Origin of the sequence: Amphibacillus cookii (genome assembly GCF_016908375.1) — a bacterium.
Lineage (GTDB): Bacteria > Bacillota > Bacilli > Bacillales > Amphibacillaceae > Amphibacillus_C > Amphibacillus_C cookii.
Map to the genome: position 1 here is coordinate 206,368 of NZ_JAFBDS010000001.1, position 17,222 is coordinate 223,589.

General features: G+C 38.0%; 17 protein-coding genes. 10 read left to right on the forward strand and 7 right to left on the reverse strand.

Features of this window, described 5'->3' with window-relative positions; all coding sequences use genetic code 11:
- Positions 1-17: 17 nt before the first annotated feature.
- Positions 18-1,064 (forward strand): ABC transporter ATP-binding protein, encoded by a 1,047-nt coding sequence (locus JOE23_RS00840; protein ID WP_204435397.1) that lies wholly within the window; start codon positions 18-20, stop codon positions 1,062-1,064.
- A complete protein-coding gene (locus JOE23_RS00845; RefSeq protein WP_239585196.1) occupies positions 1,045-2,061 on the forward strand; it encodes an ABC transporter ATP-binding protein in 1,017 nt (338 codons plus the stop codon). Before JOE23_RS00840 ends, JOE23_RS00845 begins: the two co-directional genes overlap by 20 nt.
- Positions 2,062-2,373: 312 nt before the next feature.
- Here JOE23_RS00845 and JOE23_RS00850 read toward each other — a convergent pair whose 3' ends face one another.
- Positions 2,374-4,155 carry a methyl-accepting chemotaxis protein gene (locus JOE23_RS00850; RefSeq protein WP_204435399.1) on the reverse strand — a complete coding sequence of 594 codons (1,782 nt, stop codon included), beginning with the start codon at positions 4,153-4,155 and terminating at the stop codon, positions 2,374-2,376.
- A 169-nt stretch (positions 4,156-4,324) separates the two neighbouring features.
- On the opposite strand from JOE23_RS00850, the gene JOE23_RS00855 reads away from it, so the two are divergent.
- Complete coding sequence (locus tag JOE23_RS00855) at positions 4,325-5,227, forward strand: ATP-grasp domain-containing protein (protein WP_204435400.1); 903 nt, start codon at positions 4,325-4,327, stop codon at positions 5,225-5,227.
- A 14-nt stretch (positions 5,228-5,241) separates the two neighbouring features.
- Here JOE23_RS00855 and JOE23_RS00860 read toward each other — a convergent pair whose 3' ends face one another.
- Together JOE23_RS00860 and JOE23_RS00865 are read right to left on the reverse strand one after the other, a co-directional pair.
- Positions 5,242-5,508 (reverse strand): DNA primase, encoded by a 267-nt coding sequence (locus tag JOE23_RS00860; protein WP_204435401.1) that lies wholly within the window; start codon positions 5,506-5,508, stop codon positions 5,242-5,244.
- 74 nt (positions 5,509-5,582) lie between these two features.
- Complete coding sequence (locus tag JOE23_RS00865; protein ID WP_204435402.1) at positions 5,583-5,726, reverse strand: hypothetical protein; 144 nt, start codon at positions 5,724-5,726, stop codon at positions 5,583-5,585.
- Positions 5,727-6,383: 657 nt separating this feature from the next.
- On the opposite strand from JOE23_RS00865, the gene JOE23_RS00870 reads away from it, so the two are divergent.
- A complete protein-coding gene (locus tag JOE23_RS00870) occupies positions 6,384-7,313 on the forward strand; it encodes an LCP family glycopolymer transferase (protein ID WP_204435403.1) in 930 nt (309 codons plus the stop codon).
- Positions 7,314-7,391: 78 nt separating this feature from the next.
- Here JOE23_RS00870 and JOE23_RS00875 read toward each other — a convergent pair whose 3' ends face one another.
- Complete coding sequence (locus tag JOE23_RS00875; protein ID WP_204435404.1) at positions 7,392-8,189, reverse strand: endonuclease/exonuclease/phosphatase family protein; 798 nt, start codon at positions 8,187-8,189, stop codon at positions 7,392-7,394.
- Between the two features lie 3 nt (positions 8,190-8,192).
- Positions 8,193-9,842 (reverse strand): PTS transporter subunit IIBC, encoded by a 1,650-nt coding sequence (locus tag JOE23_RS00880; RefSeq protein WP_204435405.1) that lies wholly within the window; start codon positions 9,840-9,842, stop codon positions 8,193-8,195.
- Positions 9,843-10,167: 325 nt separating this feature from the next.
- Between JOE23_RS00880 and JOE23_RS00885 the strand changes: the two genes are divergently transcribed.
- From JOE23_RS00885 to JOE23_RS00900, 4 genes are all read left to right on the forward strand, one after another.
- Complete coding sequence (locus JOE23_RS00885) at positions 10,168-10,860, forward strand: DUF1538 domain-containing protein (protein ID WP_204435406.1); 693 nt, start codon at positions 10,168-10,170, stop codon at positions 10,858-10,860.
- Positions 10,857-11,579 carry a DUF1538 domain-containing protein gene (locus tag JOE23_RS00890; RefSeq protein WP_204435407.1) on the forward strand — a complete coding sequence of 241 codons (723 nt, stop codon included), beginning with the start codon at positions 10,857-10,859 and terminating at the stop codon, positions 11,577-11,579. Before JOE23_RS00885 ends, JOE23_RS00890 begins: the two co-directional genes overlap by 4 nt.
- Before the next feature lie 2 nt (positions 11,580-11,581).
- Positions 11,582-12,301, forward strand: coding sequence for a P-II family nitrogen regulator (locus JOE23_RS00895; RefSeq protein WP_204435408.1), 720 nt, complete (start codon positions 11,582-11,584; stop codon positions 12,299-12,301).
- Between the two features lie 281 nt (positions 12,302-12,582).
- Positions 12,583-13,722, forward strand: a complete 1,140-nt coding sequence (locus tag JOE23_RS00900) for a DEAD/DEAH box helicase (RefSeq protein ID WP_204435409.1) — start codon at positions 12,583-12,585, stop codon at positions 13,720-13,722.
- A 199-nt stretch (positions 13,723-13,921) separates the two neighbouring features.
- On the opposite strand, the gene trhA is transcribed toward JOE23_RS00900, so the two are convergent.
- A complete protein-coding gene (trhA, locus tag JOE23_RS00905) occupies positions 13,922-14,572 on the reverse strand; it encodes a PAQR family membrane homeostasis protein TrhA (protein WP_204435410.1) in 651 nt (216 codons plus the stop codon).
- Between the two features lie 196 nt (positions 14,573-14,768).
- Here trhA and JOE23_RS00910 point away from each other — a divergent pair, with 196 nt between their 5' ends.
- Positions 14,769-15,116, forward strand: a complete 348-nt coding sequence (locus JOE23_RS00910) for an ArsR/SmtB family transcription factor (RefSeq protein ID WP_204435411.1) — start codon at positions 14,769-14,771, stop codon at positions 15,114-15,116.
- Positions 15,117-15,137: 21 nt separating this feature from the next.
- Complete coding sequence (gene arsB, locus JOE23_RS00915; RefSeq protein ID WP_204435412.1) at positions 15,138-16,184, forward strand: ACR3 family arsenite efflux transporter; 1,047 nt, start codon at positions 15,138-15,140, stop codon at positions 16,182-16,184.
- Between the two features lie 487 nt (positions 16,185-16,671).
- Here the strand turns inward: arsB and JOE23_RS00920 are convergent, their stop codons facing one another.
- On the reverse strand, positions 16,672-16,839 hold the full coding sequence (locus tag JOE23_RS00920; protein ID WP_204435413.1) for a hypothetical protein: 168 nt from the start codon (positions 16,837-16,839) through the stop codon (positions 16,672-16,674).
- Positions 16,840-17,222 lie beyond the last annotated feature (383 nt).

Consider the following 17,222-nt stretch of genomic DNA (forward strand, 5'->3'; position numbering starts at 1 on the left):
GGAAAGGTGTGAACATAATGGCTGAGACAACTGATATTCTAGTAGAAGAACCGATTCTAGAAGTTCGTAACCTTCAAACTTCATTTTTTACTAAAGAATTTGAAGTTAAAGCAGTTGATGGCGTTAATTTTGCTGTACCTAAAGGGAAAACCTTAGGGATTGTAGGCGAATCAGGTTCTGGAAAAAGTATTACCTCCCTTTCCATTTTACGCTTAATTAAAAATCCTGGTAAAATAAAGGGTGGAGAGATCATCTTTAAAGGTGAGAATCTCCTTGATAAAACAGAAAGCCAGATGCGTCAAATACGTGGTAATGAAATATCAATGATTTTTCAAGAACCGATGACCTCATTAAACCCTGTTTATACTGTTGGTCAACAAATAAGTGAGGCCTTTATTATTCATCAAAATATGAGTAAAAAAGAAGCGATGTTACGTTCAGTAGAGATGCTAGAATTAGTTGGTATCCCTTCTCCAAAGCAACGTGTTAAGCAATACCCTCATGAACTTTCAGGTGGGATGAGACAACGCGTGATGATTGCGATGGCACTTGCTTGTGATCCTGAACTGTTAATTGCTGATGAGCCAACGACGGCGTTAGATGTAACCATTCAAGCTCAAATTCTTGAACTAATGGAAGATTTACAAGATCGTTTAGGTATGTCAACCATTATGATTACTCATGATTTAGGTGTTGTTGCAGAAACATGTGATTATGTTGCTGTTATGTATATGGGGAAAGTGGTAGAGTATGCAACAGTAAAAGATCTTTTTAAAAATCCGAAACACCCATATACAGTAGGCTTATTGAATTCTTTACCTCGACACGATATCGATTTAGGTGAGGAAGATTTAACGGTTATTCAAGGTTCTGTACCTGCACCAGATCAGATCCCTGAAGGTTGTCGTTTTGCTCCAAGGTGTCCGTTTGCTAGTGATATTTGTCATGAGCGTTTACCTCATTTAGAGCAAAGTGAAGATGGAAATCAGATCCGTTGTTGGATTTACACAGACGAATGGGATGGCGATCCGGAGGTGAATGTTAATGGCGAAAGAACTTCTTAAAGTAAAAGACTTAAAGCAATATTTTCCAATAAAAGGTGGAATGTTAGGTCGCACCATTAACCATGTAAAAGCTGTCGATGGTATTAGCTTTAATGTTTATGAAGGTGAAACCGTTAGTGTTGTAGGTGAGTCAGGTTGTGGTAAATCTACAACAGGACGAGCAATTTTACGGTTAGACGAACCGACAAGTGGTGAAGTAGAATTTGATGGTGAAGACTTGCTTGCTTTAAGCAAGAGAAAGATGCGTAAAAAGCGGAAAGACTTGCAAGTGATCTTTCAAGATCCATACGCTTCGATTAATCCACGTCAAACAGTAAGACAAATTTTAGAAGAAGCATTAGATATTCAAAACGTTGTTCCAAAAGCTGAACGCGGTAAAAAAATCGCTGACCTGATGGAAACCGTTGGTCTAGGTGCCCACCAAGCTGACCGCTTTCCGCATGAATTTAGTGGTGGACAACGTCAGCGAATTGGTATTGCTAGGGCGCTGTCTGTTGATCCTAAATTGATTATTGCTGACGAAGCTGTATCTGCCCTTGATGTATCTATTCAAGCACAAGTGATTAACTTAATGAAAAAGTTACAACGTGAATTTAGTTTAACGTATTTGTTCATTGCCCATGATTTAGGTGTAGTTCGACATATTTCGGATCGTGTTATTGTCATGTATTTAGGTAAGATTGTTGAAATTGGTGATACAACTTCAATTTTTGACAATCCACAACATCCTTATACAAAAGCTCTTTTATCAGCAATTCCTGTCCCAGATCCGGAACCCGAGCATAAAAAAGAGCGTGTGATTTTGCAAGGGGATGTCCCTTCGCCAATCGACCCACCGACTGGATGTCGATTCCATACACGCTGTCCATTTGCCACCGATAAGTGCAAGGTGGATGTCCCGGAACTTCGTAGTGAAGACTATATGAAAGAGGGACATATGGCTGCATGCCATTATCAAAAAGAAATTGAAGCGGGTACACATACGGCTAAATATTAATTAAACCACCCTGACCAGCTAAAAAGCTTGTCAGGGTATTGTTTTTTAATCGATTAAGGGAATGATAAAATGAACCATAAGCGATGGGTGCCAGTTCATTTTCGTTCTTCGCTCACTGATTGCAGGTTCGTTGAGAGAATCAGGCCATTACGCTTTGGTCTATCCTCTATTTTGAGGTGGTTTTTTTACGGACGGTTATCTGTGATAAATTTTTTGCAAGCTAGCGTAAACGATGAAGTGAAAACTTAATAAATGCTAAGTATAAGAAAAACTACCCGATTCGCTGAAAGGTAGTTTTTCTTGTATAACCTATTAGAGTGTAAACCGATTAATTTCTTCTTCTAAAATTGCGGATAATTCGGCGAGCTCTTCAGCGCTTTTTGCAACATTGTCCATAGAGGTACTTGTTTCTTCAGCAGAAGCAGTGGTTTCTTCTACCGCAGCAGCAGATTCTTCAGAAACGGAGGCAATTTCATCGACTGAACGACTCATATTTTCTGTATCATTAGCAATGTCTGTAAGGTCATCAACGATTGATTGTACGCTGTGGACCATGTCTGAAATAGCGTGATTTATTTTATTAAAAGCTTGACCGGTTTGTTCAATTTGGTTAGAACCTGAATCGACTTCTTGTGAGCCTTCTTCTAATGATTTTGCTACATCTGTTGATTCAGCTTGAATGGTATGGACAATGCCTGAAATATCGGCGACGGATTGGCTGACTTGTTCAGCCAACTTTCTAACTTCATCTGCAACGACCGCAAAGCCTTTTCCTTCTTCCCCTGCTCTGGCTGCTTCAATAGCAGCATTAAGTGCTAATAAATTGGTTTGCTCAGCTATTTCTTTAATGACAGTCACGATTTTTCCGATTTCTTGTGACTTTTGATCTAAGCCTTTTACTTTAGTGAAGGAATCTTTAACAATATGATTGATATGCTGCATCTGTGTAACGGATTGATTGATTTGTTTCGTTCCTTCATCACTTAAATTAACGACTTCATTTGTTCCTTTGGAAATATGGTTAGAGCTGTTATTGGCTTTCTTAACATTATCGCTGTATCGTTCCATCATCGTTGCAAGTTCAGAGGCGCTATTGGCTTGTTCTTCACTACCAGAAGAGAGTTCGCCCATTGTTGTGGCGATTTGTTCACTACCTTCTTTAACTTGACCAGAAGCTTGTGATAGGACCTGGCTCTGATTTGAGACTTTATTTGTTGCTGTTTTTACGCGATTAACAATCGTCGCTAAGTTTTTTCGCATTTGATTGACTGCGTTTGCTAAGTCATTAAATTCATTATTCCCACGTGTTTGCACGTCTTGACCGGATAAATCCCCATTGGCGACACGATCCATTTCGCTACGAATTGTATTAAGGTTGAATAGCATGCCCCGAACAAAATATAAGACAATCGCTAATCCAATGATTAAGGAGACAACCGTAATAATGATCGTATCTCTTAAAATATCTCTTCTTACCATACCGGCTAAATGAGCCATATCAAAATCCAGACCTACAACACCAATAATATTTCCTTGTTCATCGCTAATTCTTCTAGCAGCCGTAATAACGGGTTGGCCTGTGGCGGTGTCAATATACGGTGATGTCCAAATCGTTTCGTCTTCAGCATCGTAAGCTAGTTGGTACCACTCAGTTTCTCGTGGATCATAGCCTTGCAAATCGACTTCTGGAATATTATCTAAATAAAGTGCCCCATCTCTTGCTCCGATAAACAAGTTCAAAATATAAGCATCGTCATTAGCTATTTCACTAAGTAAGTCTTTATAATAATAAGTGAGACTCGGTTGGTTAGCTGTCGGCATATTTGATAGATCAGCATCGCCACTAACGTTAGTGTCAATCGTTTCAATTTGAAATTCCTCTTGCTGACTAAAAGATTCAATTAATGCCTCATATTCTGTAAAAGCATTTCGATACTTTGTACCTAATGCTTCTAGCTCAGCTTTTTCAATGGTTGCACGTTCAACAATTGCGGTATTCTGGTAGGAAAAGATACCTGAAGTTACAACGGGTACAACCAATAACGTGATCATAAAAAAAGGTAATAAAAACTTAATCTTAGTAAATTTGTTCATTTTTCGCATCTCCTTCGTCTTACTTTTTTCTCTCTTTTCATTATTTTCGTACTTTTCACTAAAATATGTAGAACAATAGTCTGATATTTTGAAAAAAAGTAAAAAAACACGAAAAATAGTGACTAAAGTATTATACTATTAAAGATAGTAGATTTAGGAGATGATCATTTTGCTTTATAAAGCGTGGCTTATTTATAACGGTGGGATCAATAATCGGAAATTTAGTGACATTCATCAATGGTATATTGAAACAGCAAAAAAAATTAATATAAAACTCGAACTCGTATCCAATCTTGATCTCTATATTGGTGTTGATCAAAATAAACTCAGTTTGGACAATAAAAACAATCGACCTGACTTTGTTTTGTTTTTAGATAAGGATATTCGACTCGCACAACATTTAGAGCGATTAGCCATTCCTGTCTTTAATAAAGCTGAAGCAATTGAGCTATGTGATAGTAAAATTTTCATGCATCAATGTTTAGCTATCCATGAACTTCCACAACCTAAAACTATATTTGCACCGATGTTATTTCAAGATAAACAGGAAATAGATCAGCAGTTTTTAAACTATGTTGAGGATAAACTACTGTACCCGCTTATCATTAAGGAAGCGTATGGTTCGTTCGGAGAGCAAGTATATTTCATTAAAAACCGTGGTCAACTTGAAGAAAAGGCGAGACACTTGCTTCATACGCCACATCTTTATCAACAATATATTCAATCAAGTAATGGCCAAGATATTCGTCTCCATGTTGTAGGCAATCGAGTGGTCGCAGCAATGAAGCGTGTTTCAGAACATGATTTTAGAGCAAATGTAACCAGTGGCGGTAAGATGTATCAAGTGGAACCGAAACAAACATTTCTAGATTTAGCAGTAAAGGCATCGCAAGCGGTTAAGGCAGATTTCTCAGGGGTTGATCTCCTTATTGGCGAAAAAGGTGATCCCATCATCTGTGAAGTAAATTCCAACGCGCATATTAAAAATATTTATGACTGCACCGGTGTTGATGTGTCAAAGGATATTTTTCAACATATTATTGCCACATTAAAAGGCTACTCGAATGAGTAGCCTTAAATATATTTTTACTGTTCTTCATCTTCAAAATCTTCATCCATATCAGGATCATCGATTGGGTCATCAGCTGGTTCTTCGCCAGGTTCTTCGATTGGATCGTCAGCAGGGTCATCACCAGGTTCTTCGATTGGATCGTCAATCGGATCATCAGCTGGTTCTTCTACAGGGTCTTCAACGGGATCTTCAGCCGGTGGATCATCGACCTCACCATTACATGCGGCTAGAATACCAACTGATAGTAGTGATGCGAGTGAGAGTTTAAATAATTTTTTCATGATTTGTTCCTCCTTGAGAATTAAGTTTAATCTTTATTTTAATTTTTCAGTCTAGCAAAAGCTAAAGCAAACACTTACAATCCTTCGTCAACATCTTCATCAACAGCAGGGTCATCGACTGCAGGATCTTCAACGGGGTCTTCTATGTCTCCATCACAAGCCGCTAATAATCCTAGTGAAACGAATGTTATACTGAAAACACTTAATAATTTTTTCATAAAAGATTTTTCCTCCTTTATAAGTAGTACACTATTCTCTACCCCGTGATAAAACATAATAAGCATAAAAACACGTGATTTAATCAAGGTGTAAAATAACTGTAATGATTGAAATCTTAACGCTTACATCATTTCCGCCCTGTTGTTTATCAAAGATAACCGTCCGTAAACCGTCCTGCTCAAAATAGAGTGCGGAGGTGAAGCTGTTTAGGTGAGCGCTAACGCCGCTAATATCCTGATTCACTCAACGAATAATTAGTGGTTGGGTAAGATCGTAGACTAAAAGCGCCACATCTTTAAGAAGGATTACAGACTAAGACCGCCACGTCCTGTGGCAACGTCTGCATGACCTACATCCTGTAGGCCCACGTCTGCATGACCTACGTCCTGTAGGCCCGCGTTACATCCTGTAGCTCTCCGCCCACTGATTGAAGTTTCGTTTTATTGAGAGTGAAACCTAAATGTTTTAAAAATAAGCATATACGATTAGTGATAATGAAATCAAAAGCCTAGCTGTTGGATGGATCACTTAAAAGGAAGGTTGAAAATTTTGTCATATTTTGCATGGAATTTGTTGATTAGCTTGTACATTTTAGCTTTTTTGATATACTTACAAAGAGAATCATTTTTAATTTCTTATAGATAGGACGATGGCGAATGAATCGGAGTAAACCGCGTAATAGAAAAGACAAAAAGAAACGGAATTGGTGGATACTAACCCCGCTTATTATTTTGCTTATTTTAATTGTATCAATTGGCTCTTATGCAGCCTATGTTTTTTTTGGTGTTAAAAATAATATAGATGGTAAAATGTATGAATCTGTTTCGGCTATCGATTCCAATTTAACGCAAAAGAAGTTGAGCGATAGAGAGAATTTAAATATATTATTATTAGGTATTGATGCTGAATCTGAAGAATCAGGTCGTTCAGATGCGATGATGGTCATGTCTTTAAAACCTGAAAATGACGAAATGACATTAATCAGCATTCCACGTGATACGCGAACCACGATTATTGGACGAGGGACTGAAGATAAGATTAATCACGCTTTTGCTTTCGGTGGGCCAGATATGGCAATTGAGACAGTTGAAAATTTTCTAGACATTGATCTTGACTTCTTTGTACGTATTAATATGGAAGGGTTAGAGGAACTTGTTAATGAATTAGGTACAATAACAATTAATAATGAGCTTGACTTTAATCAGGGTGGGCATCATTTTCCAATTGGTCCAATTGAACTCAATGGCGATATGACGATGAATTATGTTCGTATGCGAAAACAAGATCCTGATGGTGACTTTGGTCGAACGGAAAGGCAACGTAAAGTAATTGAAGGAATTATTAATGAAGGTGCAACGATTTCTAATGCAACTCGAATTGTTGAATTCACAGATATTTTAGGTAACAATATGGGTACGAATTTAGAATTTAACGATATGTTAACATTACTTCAACATTACCGAAATACGCGCCGTAATTTTGAAAGTTATCAAATACAAGGTTCTGGAACGATGATTAATAATGTTTATTATTACATTGTTCCTGATCAAGAAATCGTTAAGGTCCGAGAAATGATAGAATCTTAATAAAAAACGGATTGCTGGAACCAGCCAGCAATCCGTTTTTTAAAATCATCTGAGTAAATCAATTTCATAATTTACATATTACAGATTGATCTCAACGACAACTCCGAAATGGTCAGATATAATCGGTTTGTTAATGCCGTTAAATATAGTTTGCGATTGAGAAACATCTAATTTTTGGTTAGTAAAGATATAATCAATCCGTTTGTCTGTATGATTTTGGCTCCAGCCAGCTATTGCACCTGGTACAGTTATGCCCTGATCTTTTTTATTCGCTAATAGGAAGGTGTCAAACCACCCCTGCTTTTTAATCATGCTGTAACCTTGATTTGTTTTGCTCGCTTCACTATTAAAATCACCGAGTAAAAAGGTTAGCCGTTCAGAGGTAGTAGATGTCAGTAACTGTTTAATTTGAAGTCTTGATGGCTCCTCTGTATCTTCCCAAAAACCTAAGTGACATGAATAAACATCAATCACTATCTCGTGGTATGATAGAGTTAATTTTAGTGCCATCCGTCTCTTCCAAGAGTCTGAATTTACTTGTTTTGTTAAGGTGATCATCTCTTGATTGATAACTGGATGCTTTGATAGGATTGCTACCCCTTCTTCAAAAATATCATAACCAATGTGGGCAAAGGCCCAATAAAATTGATAATCATGACACCCTAATGCTCTTAGTTCATTGAGTAGCAAGTAACCATAATTATCTTGATGGATCGTCGAGTTTTCTCCTAAAGGCGTTGAGTGGATCAATTGACTTACCTCTTGAAGAGCGATGACATCGTATTGCTGTTCTGCTATAACATTAGCGAATGTTACTATTTTTTGTTGTTGATTATCCTCTTGCCAACTGTGGGCATTTAATGTCAATAGCTTCACGACTTAATCACCAAGGTAGTCCTGAACTGCTGATTTTAGGATGTCTGCTTTCGGGCCGTAGATAACTTGCACCCCTTTATCTTTAAGCACGAGACCTAATGCACCATTTCGTTTCCATGCTTTTTCATCGGCAACATGCTCTCGATCTTTAACCGTTACGCGCAGCCTGGTCATACAAGCATCTACATCAACAATGTTAGTTTCGCCACCTAACAACGTTACAATTTCAGCAGCTGTACTATGATCTCTGTCAGCTTTATTAGATGTTTCGGTTTGCTTATCATTGCTTTCTTCATCGGTGTAGTTGCCAGCTCTACCGGGTGTAGGAATATTAAATTTCTTAATCATATAATTAAAAATAAAGTAGGTTAAGAAGAAAAATGCAACATTCACTAAAAGGAAGTTAACTAAATCAAGTATTAAACCAGCGTTTATCGTCATGGGCAAGCGTGTTAATAATTCAATATTACCAAAGGTGTGAATGCGTAAATTAATAATATCAGCCATAGCAAAAGCTAGACCAGCAATCACAGCATATACCCCATATAATAGTGGAGCTGCAAACATAAACATGAATTCAATCGGTTCTGTTACACCTGTTAAGAATACAGCTAATCCTGCTGATAAGAACATGGATTTATATTTCGTTCTTTTGGCTGGGTCAACATTTTTATACATAGCAAGTGCAGCCGCCATTAATGTGGAAGAGCTTAAAATCATTTGCCCCACTTTAAAGCGGGCAGGGGTTACTTCATTTAATAACGTTTCATATCCGGCTGTATCGCCAGCCGCTCTTAAATTATTTAAGTCGGATACCCAAGCAAGCCATAACGGATCTTGCCCTGCTACGACAGAACCAGCATTACCTCCCGTTAGAATGGTATAGATGCCGCCTAGTTCTGTGTAGTTAATAGGTACGGTTAGCATATGATGCAAACCGAATGGTAGCAACAATCGCTCGAGCGTACCAAATACAAACGGTGCAACAATTGGTGCACTATCGCGTGAGCCGGCGATCCATTGACCGAAATTATTAAGAAGACCCTGAATAAATGGCCAAACGAGTGCTAATCCAAATGCTACTAATACGGACCAAAAAATCACCACAAATGGAACAAAGCGCTTTCCATTAAAGAATGCTAATGCTTGTGGTAACTTATTAAAGTTATAATACTTATTAAATACAAGTGCGCCAATAAATCCTGAAATAATACCAACAAACACACCCATATTTAATGCAGGCGCTTCCAAAATGAGTGTAAAGTAATCGGATACAATAAGTTCGTGACCAAGCAAAGAATTGATGGTAGCCTCCGCATCATTAACCATGTCAGCATTAACACCGAAGATTGCACCAGTTATTCGATTAATTAAAATAAATGAAAGTAGAGCGGCAAATGCCCCTCCGGCACGTTCTTTTGCCCATGATCCACCAATCGCAACAGCGAATAAGATGTGCAAGTTACCAATAATTGCCCAACCCATTTCTTCCATGACATGGCCGATCGTTAAAATAAATGAAACATCCCCTCCAGACATAGAAACGACTTTACCTAATGAGATCATAATACCAGCAGCTGGCATGACCGCAACGACAACAAGCAACACCTTACCAAGCTTTTGCCAAAAGTCAAAAGAACCAAATTTTTTCATGTTAAAACTCCTAACTTTAAATAATTTGTGCTAACGATTGCGCATGAAATACACAAGTATTATAATCTATAAATCAAACGTTTTCAATGTATTTTTTTGTAGTTTTAAATAATTGTTTTGTCAGAATCGGATAAAAAAAGAAATCGATTGCTCTATGACGTATTATTTAGCATGTAGTAGCAAATCACATTATATAATGAAGTGAATGATGTCGTGCCTCAAGAGGAGCAGGTGTACTTTATTTAAAGTAATCACATATCTGGCGTCCCATTCATCGATTTCGTTTAAAATAATTGTTATACTAATTAGTGAGAGGAGTTATAGAATGGAAAGTTTGAAAGAGACGTTCTTTGAAGTTCTAGGTTCAATACTACCACTTACTATCATTATTACACTTCTACAGTTTACGCTTATTTCATTGCCGATCGAAATCTTTTGGCGCTTTATTGCGGGTGCTATATTAGTGAGTATAGGTATTTTTTTGTTTTTACTCGGTGTTCAAGTCGGCTTATCACCAGTAGGTGAAATGATTGGTTCTTCATTATCCAAAACACAGAAGTTGAGTCTTATTTTATTGTTTGGTTTTTTACTAGGGTTTGCTGTAACATTGGCAGAACCAGGTGTACAAGTACTTAGTAATCAAGTTGATTTTGTTTCTGGTGGTGAGGTGCCAGCCATCGCACTTGTTGGTGCTGTTGCAATAGGTGTTGGGGTGTTTGTCTCGCTTGCCCTTGCTAGAATTATTTTTAACATAGCTTTAATTAAGTTATTGGCTATTGGCTATGGTTTAATCTTTATATTAGCTTTGTTCACCCCAACGACTTTTGTTCCCATTTCGCTTGATGCAGGAGGGGCGACAACGGGACCGATGGCTGTTCCATTTATTCTCGCGTTAGGTGTAGGTGTATCATCTGTATTACGTAGCCGTGCTCGGACTGGAGACGGCTTTGGTCTGATTGCACTTGCATCCATTGGGCCTGTTATTTCAGTGCTACTTTTAGGGGTGGTGTATGGATGAGTAATGAGATATGGGGTGGTTTTACATCTGTTTTATTTGATGTCGCCTTAGCCTTAATACCACTTTTGCTATTCTTTTGTATATTCCAGTTGTTTTTCTTAAAGTTAAAAACAAGAAAAGTGATCGATACATTAGTCGGCTTTGCTTTAACTTATCTCGGCTTATCGTTGTTTTTACAAGGGGTCAATATTGGTTTCTTACCGGTTGGTGAGATGATGGGTGAGCAAATGGGACAGTTGGAGCAGACCTGGTTACTTGTTCCGATCGGATTTGTACTTGGTTTTTTTGCTGCTTATGCAGAGCCGGCGGTAACGGTATTAATCCATCAAGTTGATAAAGTCTCAGGGGGATACATACCAAAGCAACTCTTATTATACACGATCTCAATTGGGGTAGGTCTATCGATTGCTTTATCGATGGTTAAAGTATTAGTGGGTTTTTCGATTTGGTATTATGTCTTACCGGGATATTTATTGGTTTTTATTTTGACTAGAGGTTCGAGCAAATTATTTACTGCGATTGCTTTTGATTCTGGTGGGATTGTGACAGGACCGATGATTGCTACCTTTATGTTAGCGATGTTTGTTGGCATCGCTTCTGTAACAGAAGGACGCGATCCCTTGATTGATGGCTTTGGTATGATCGCATTAGTTGCGCTCGCGCCAATATTATCTGTATTGATACTTGGTAAGTTGTTTCAGCAGACGGGAGGTCGATAAGATTGTTTGAAAGAATTCAGGATCATAAGTTAATTGTGACGATTGTAAAGAAAGAAGAAGCAAAAAAAGTTGTTCATGCCTCGCGATTGGCCGGTGCTCAAGGTGGAACGATCGTACAAGGAACGGGTTTACGTCTTAAAGAACGAAAACGTTTTTTAGGTATCCCTGTAAACCGAGAACGTGAAGTGATTTTTACGCTTGTATCAGAAATGATATATGTAGATGTATTGACCGCTATTGAATCAACGGCTAAGTTGGACAAGAAGACACCAGGGATTGCAATCGTTATTGATATAAAGAAAGTGTTAGGTATTTCGCATCTATTAGGTGATCAAATTGTCGATTGTAGTCGAGAGGAGGATATCAACGATATGAATGAACGAGAGATAGGGCATGACCTTATTGTAACCATCGTTAATAATGGCGATTCAGAAGAAGTTGTTGATGCTACAAAACGTGCGGGGGCAGATGGTGGCACGATTATCCATGGGCGTGGTACGGGTATCCACGAAAAGGCAAAATTGTTTAACATTATGATAGAACCTGAGAAAGAGTTAGTACTGACTTTAATTGATCGAAAAAAGACAGCAGAAGTCTTACGCATCATCAATGAAGATGTCGGTTTAAAACAACCTGGTAAGGGGATTGCTTTTGTATTAGAGGTGGAGAAAACGATTGGTATAAATCATTTATTTAATGAATCATTCACTGAGCGTGAATAGTTAAGTTTTATAAAAATTTCATATGGTGCGCATTCTATTAATTAGAAGGCCATATGGAGTGGGGAGAGTGAATGACCGAAGCACTAGGGAACACAAATCAGTTGAAGGTCCACTTTATTAGCTGATGGCACGTAATAACCGTGAACTGTTTTTTCTTAATGGTCTGTTATCTGTAATGTGTAAAGGTCAAATGATTCATTAATTCTAGAATCGATTAATAAGTTAAAGGAATGATATATGTTATACTGTCTTAGCAATATTTACAATAAAGGAGAACACTTATGCAAATCGATAACTTCCAAACTTTTATTAAGCAAGCGTGGCAGAACCAAGATTATCAAACCATGACGCCGATTCAGGAAAGCGTGATGCCATTATTATTAGCTGATCATCATGTGATTGCTTCTTCCCCGACTGGGAGTGGTAAAACATTGGCTTACTTATTGCCGATGTTAGAAAAAATAGATCCCGAACAAAAACAAATGCAAGTACTTATCCTTGCCTCTTCACATGAATTGGTCATGCAAATTTATCACGTTGTGCAAACTTTTACTCTAGATAGTCGTATCAATACCCTGGCTTTAATTGGTGGTGCCAATATCAAACGTCAAATTGAAAAGTTAAAAAAGAAGCCTCAACTCGTTGTTGGAACACCTGGACGTATTTTAGAGCTTGTTCAGCAAAAAAAATTGAAGATGCATCAAGTTAAAGCCATTATCTTAGACGAAGCAGATCAATTCATGACTGCTGAACATGAAAACACGATTGAAATGATTATCAAATCTGCTCCCAAATCATCACAGCGCGCTGTATTTTCTGCGACAATATCTGATGTGTTTATCGATAGGATTAGCAAGTATGTCGATCAGCCAAAGATTGTTCATATAAATCGAGAAGATGCAGGTACACCTAAAGTCACTCACCAGTATCTTATTTGTGAAGCGAGAGAAAAGGTCGACATATTGAGAAAGTTAATTAGAAATGAATCGATCAAGCCGCTTGTATTCTTTAAAGATATTAGCGCTTTAAACGTTTTTTCTGAAAAATTAACACATCACCGTTTAAAAGTTGCTTCATTACATGGTGAGGTGACTAAACAGTTGCGTGAAAAAGCGATTCGAGTATTTAATCAAGGCGAGTTAGATGTGCTGCTGGCAACAGATGTGGCGGCGCGCGGATTGGATATAAAACATTTACATACGGTTATTCAATTAGATGTACCACGAGAGGTTGACCAATATGTGCATCGAGCAGGTCGAACGGGTCGACTGGGATCAGAAGGTGGAGAAGTTTTATCGATTGTAACCGCGAATGAGTTAAAGCAACTGAAGAAGTTGACTAATCAGTTGGATTTAGTGTTAAATCGTGCGCAATTGATTGAGGGCCAACGTGTGATGGTCGATGGGATGTCAGACGAATGACAATGACGGGAGCGTGATACAGCTTTTTCTTTAGGATGGAAATGCCTGAAAACGGCCTTTACATTTATCACAGATACCGTCGTGCTTATAAAGAAAACATGGCTATTCATAAGTAGTTTCCCAACATACTAATCTTAGTATCTTGGAGATCACTACATTAATTGAATTTAGCCATGTTTTTTAATGTATGTCTTCTATATTAGACTTCGACTGGGAGTACGTGGAGTAACACCGCAAAAAAATGCGTAATCGTTCCGGCTAATACAAATAGATGCCATACCATATGGTGAAACTTGAATCCACGCCATACATAAAAAATGGCACCAAACGTATAGAAAATACCGCCTAGGACGAGTAATGTCACCCCTGTCGCCGAGAAGTTCATAACTAATGAGGGCCAACTAATAATAATTAGCCATCCCATTAAAACGTAAAGGATCGTTGACACGAGCACAAAACGTCTAACAAAGAATACTTTAAAGACCGTACCGCCAATCGCTAGCGCCCATACCACACCGAACAGCGTCCACCCCATGGTGCCACGAACAACGATTAACATAAAAGGGGTGTAAGACCCAGCGATAAAGAAATAGATTGACGAATGATCCAAAATTTCAAAAAACGACTTAGCTCGCCCTTCTGGGAAGCTGTGTAATAAGGTCGACGATGTATATAAAAAAACCATGGTTACCCCAAAGATGGTAAAACTAACAATATGCCAAACTGAACCTTCTAATGAAGAATAGATAATTAACAGTACAAGTCCAGTGATGCTTAATAAGGCTCCAATCCCATGCGTAATTGCATTAGCAACTTCTTCTCCTAATGTGAAGCGGTGCGTTTTTCCCATTATCATAACCTCTTTCGTTCGTTTATCGGTATCTCCTTTAAAGGAGGTCACTTTATTATGTTATTATGAAGAGTCTGATATAAGAATGCAAGCTTTTCAAAGTGTAAATTTGGTGTAAATTTTATATATAAGCACTTGATTATATAATTAGATCATTATATGATTATACGAGAGTCAAATAGCAGGAGGCTATATTATGGAAAAAATTGCAATGAACATTGAGGAAACAGCAATCATTCTGAAATTACTTAGTGATAAAACCCGACTAACGATGCTGAAATTATTAGAAACCAATGCATGTTGCGTTTGTGAATTTGTTGATATTTTTCAAATGAGTCAACCTGCAATTAGTCAGCATTTAAGAAAGCTTCGTGATGCTGGAATTGTTCGAGAAGAAAGAAAGGGACAATGGATCTTCTATGCGCTTAATAATGATCATTTTGCTAATCAACTCATTATGCTTATCCTAGCAGAAATGGAAACTCAAGATGATAAAATTCAGCAATTGATTGAATCAGGCAAGCGTATTAACTGTGACCAATAAACAGAAAAGGAGCGATTTTTAATGAGTGAAAAAAAGCTTTCGGGCATTAGTTTTTTTGAACGGTATTTAACCGTGTGGGTATTACTATGTATGGTGGGAGGTGTGCTTATTGCGCGCTTCATACCAGCGATTCCGGACTTTCTTAGTCAGTATGAATATGCAGAAATCTCAATCCCAATTGCAATTTTAATATGGGTTATGATCTATCCGATGATGATGAAAGTTGATTTTAAGAGTGTGAAAAATGTTAGTCGCGATCGCAAAGGTTTATATGTGACTTGGGTGGTCAATTGGCTAATTAAACCGTTTACGATGTATGGTATTTCGGCATTTTTCTTTTATGTTGTCTTTAGCCCATTTATTTCAGATCAATTAGCCCAAGACTATTTGGCTGGTGCGGTTATTCTAGGTGCAGCACCTTGTACGGCAATGGTATTTGTTTGGAGTCATTTAACTCGTGGAAATCCAGCTTATACGGTTGTTCAAGTGGCAACCAATGATTTGATTGTCTTATTTGCCTACACGCCAATTGTTGCCTTATTACTTGGTGTAACTGGTGTTTCTGTGCCGTGGGATACATTAATCTTATCGATTGTCTTGTTTGTTGTTATTCCGTTGGTAGCAGGTCTGGCAACACGAGTAATGATGGTTAATAAAAAAGGTATTGATTACTTTGAACAACAATTTTTACCTAAGTTTAATCAGACGACGACGATCGGTTTGCTTTTGACATTACTAATCATCTTCTCATTCCAAGGTGAGACGATCCTAGCAAACACAGCCCATATTGGCTTAATCGCCGTACCTTTAATTATTCAAACGTTTTTGATCTTCTTTATTGCTTATTATGCATCAAAGAAATTAAAATTGACACACGATATAGCCGCACCTGCTGGGATGATTGGTGCGTCGAACTTTTTTGAATTATCTGTAGCTGTTGCTATTGCGCTATTTGGGGTGACGTCTCCAGTAGCATTAGCCGTAACGGTTGGTATCATTGTCGAAGTTCCCGTTATGCTCTTACTTGTTAAAATAGCTAATCATACGAGACATTGGTTTGACGACTAAGCGTGCGAAGTTGAACCTATGAAAACGAGATAAAATGGCTCTATCACAGATAATCGGCCGTAAAACGCTGTTTCAATATAGAGTGCGAAGCCAAATCTATCTAGGTGTGTGCTAACAGACGCTGATGTCTTGATTCACTTAACGATCAATCAGTGGAGCAGAACGAAAATGCCCACTGATTGAAGGTTTGTTTTATGTAAGAGTGACGATTTCGTTTTAGAAAGAAGATGGAAGAGGTTGGGACAAAAGTAAGAGACATAAGATCAATTGCGAATGATCCGTTTGTTTAGTGAATGGATTATTCGTCTTTATTATATTAAAACAAATGATACCAAATAGCAGAGGAAATATGCGACACTCTAGCGGGAACAGCACGGAGACTGCTGAAAAAGTGGTATTTTTCTCCCGGAATCATAAAATAAAAAAACGAGCGTAATCCTCATCATAAAAGTGAGAAATTACGCTTGTTTTTCAGACTATAGAGCCTCTATTTTATCTCTTTTTCATTGATTAGCTTGATCATTCGTTTCATATTAACGACGAAAAGGGTGGCCGCTCCTTGCATTTTCATGCCAAACAGACCTGAGGTAATCGCATTTTCATACCCTTGCGTATAAGGACTTAACGAAAGGGATGTTTGTTGTTTTAACATCATTTTCACCGCTCTTTTCTTATTCCTTTCTCTTTCTATTATACCAAAGAAAAGAGACGAAAACTGCTTATTATAATGGGTTTAGTGAGATAAGATCGCTAATAAAACGGCAGTGAAAGACGACGACTCCAGCGAGAACAGCACGCGTCCGAAGATCCACTTTAGAAGCGCTCTTAGCTTCACACAGTGGAATATTAGACTAAATCCGTCACCTCGTGTGACAACGTCTAATTGACCTACATCCTGTAGGCCCGAGGCCGTGCCCCATAGCCGTCAAGCTAAGGATCAATTACAGAAAAAGCAAGTCTAGAGCGAATAATTTTCCAATTTGGTACATGATTAGTAAAACCACTTTGTTGCTTTTTTAAAAATATTACGCTGTTAAA

Coding starts and splice junctions, on each gene's coding strand:
- JOE23_RS00900 (WP_204435409.1), top strand. CDS start 12,583: ATGCAAATCGATAACTTCCAAACTTTTATTAAGCAAGCGTGGCAGAAC.
- JOE23_RS00920 (WP_204435413.1), bottom strand. CDS start 16,839: ATGATGTTAAAACAACAAACATCCCTTTCGTTAAGTCCTTATACGCAA.
- JOE23_RS00910 (WP_204435411.1), top strand. CDS start 14,769: ATGGAAAAAATTGCAATGAACATTGAGGAAACAGCAATCATTCTGAAA.
- trhA (WP_204435410.1), bottom strand. CDS start 14,572: ATGGGAAAAACGCACCGCTTCACATTAGGAGAAGAAGTTGCTAATGCA.
- JOE23_RS00850 (WP_204435399.1), bottom strand. CDS start 4,155: ATGAACAAATTTACTAAGATTAAGTTTTTATTACCTTTTTTTATGATC.
- JOE23_RS00860 (WP_204435401.1), bottom strand. CDS start 5,508: ATGAAAAAATTATTTAAACTCTCACTCGCATCACTACTATCAGTTGGT.
- JOE23_RS00865 (WP_204435402.1), bottom strand. CDS start 5,726: ATGAAAAAATTATTAAGTGTTTTCAGTATAACATTCGTTTCACTAGGA.
- JOE23_RS00870 (WP_204435403.1), top strand. CDS start 6,384: ATGAATCGGAGTAAACCGCGTAATAGAAAAGACAAAAAGAAACGGAAT.
- JOE23_RS00880 (WP_204435405.1), bottom strand. CDS start 9,842: ATGAAAAAATTTGGTTCTTTTGACTTTTGGCAAAAGCTTGGTAAGGTG.
- arsB (WP_204435412.1), top strand. CDS start 15,138: ATGAGTGAAAAAAAGCTTTCGGGCATTAGTTTTTTTGAACGGTATTTA.
- JOE23_RS00845 (WP_239585196.1), top strand. CDS start 1,045: ATGGCGAAAGAACTTCTTAAAGTAAAAGACTTAAAGCAATATTTTCCA.
- JOE23_RS00840 (WP_204435397.1), top strand. CDS start 18: ATGGCTGAGACAACTGATATTCTAGTAGAAGAACCGATTCTAGAAGTT.
- JOE23_RS00885 (WP_204435406.1), top strand. CDS start 10,168: ATGGAAAGTTTGAAAGAGACGTTCTTTGAAGTTCTAGGTTCAATACTA.
- JOE23_RS00890 (WP_204435407.1), top strand. CDS start 10,857: ATGAGTAATGAGATATGGGGTGGTTTTACATCTGTTTTATTTGATGTC.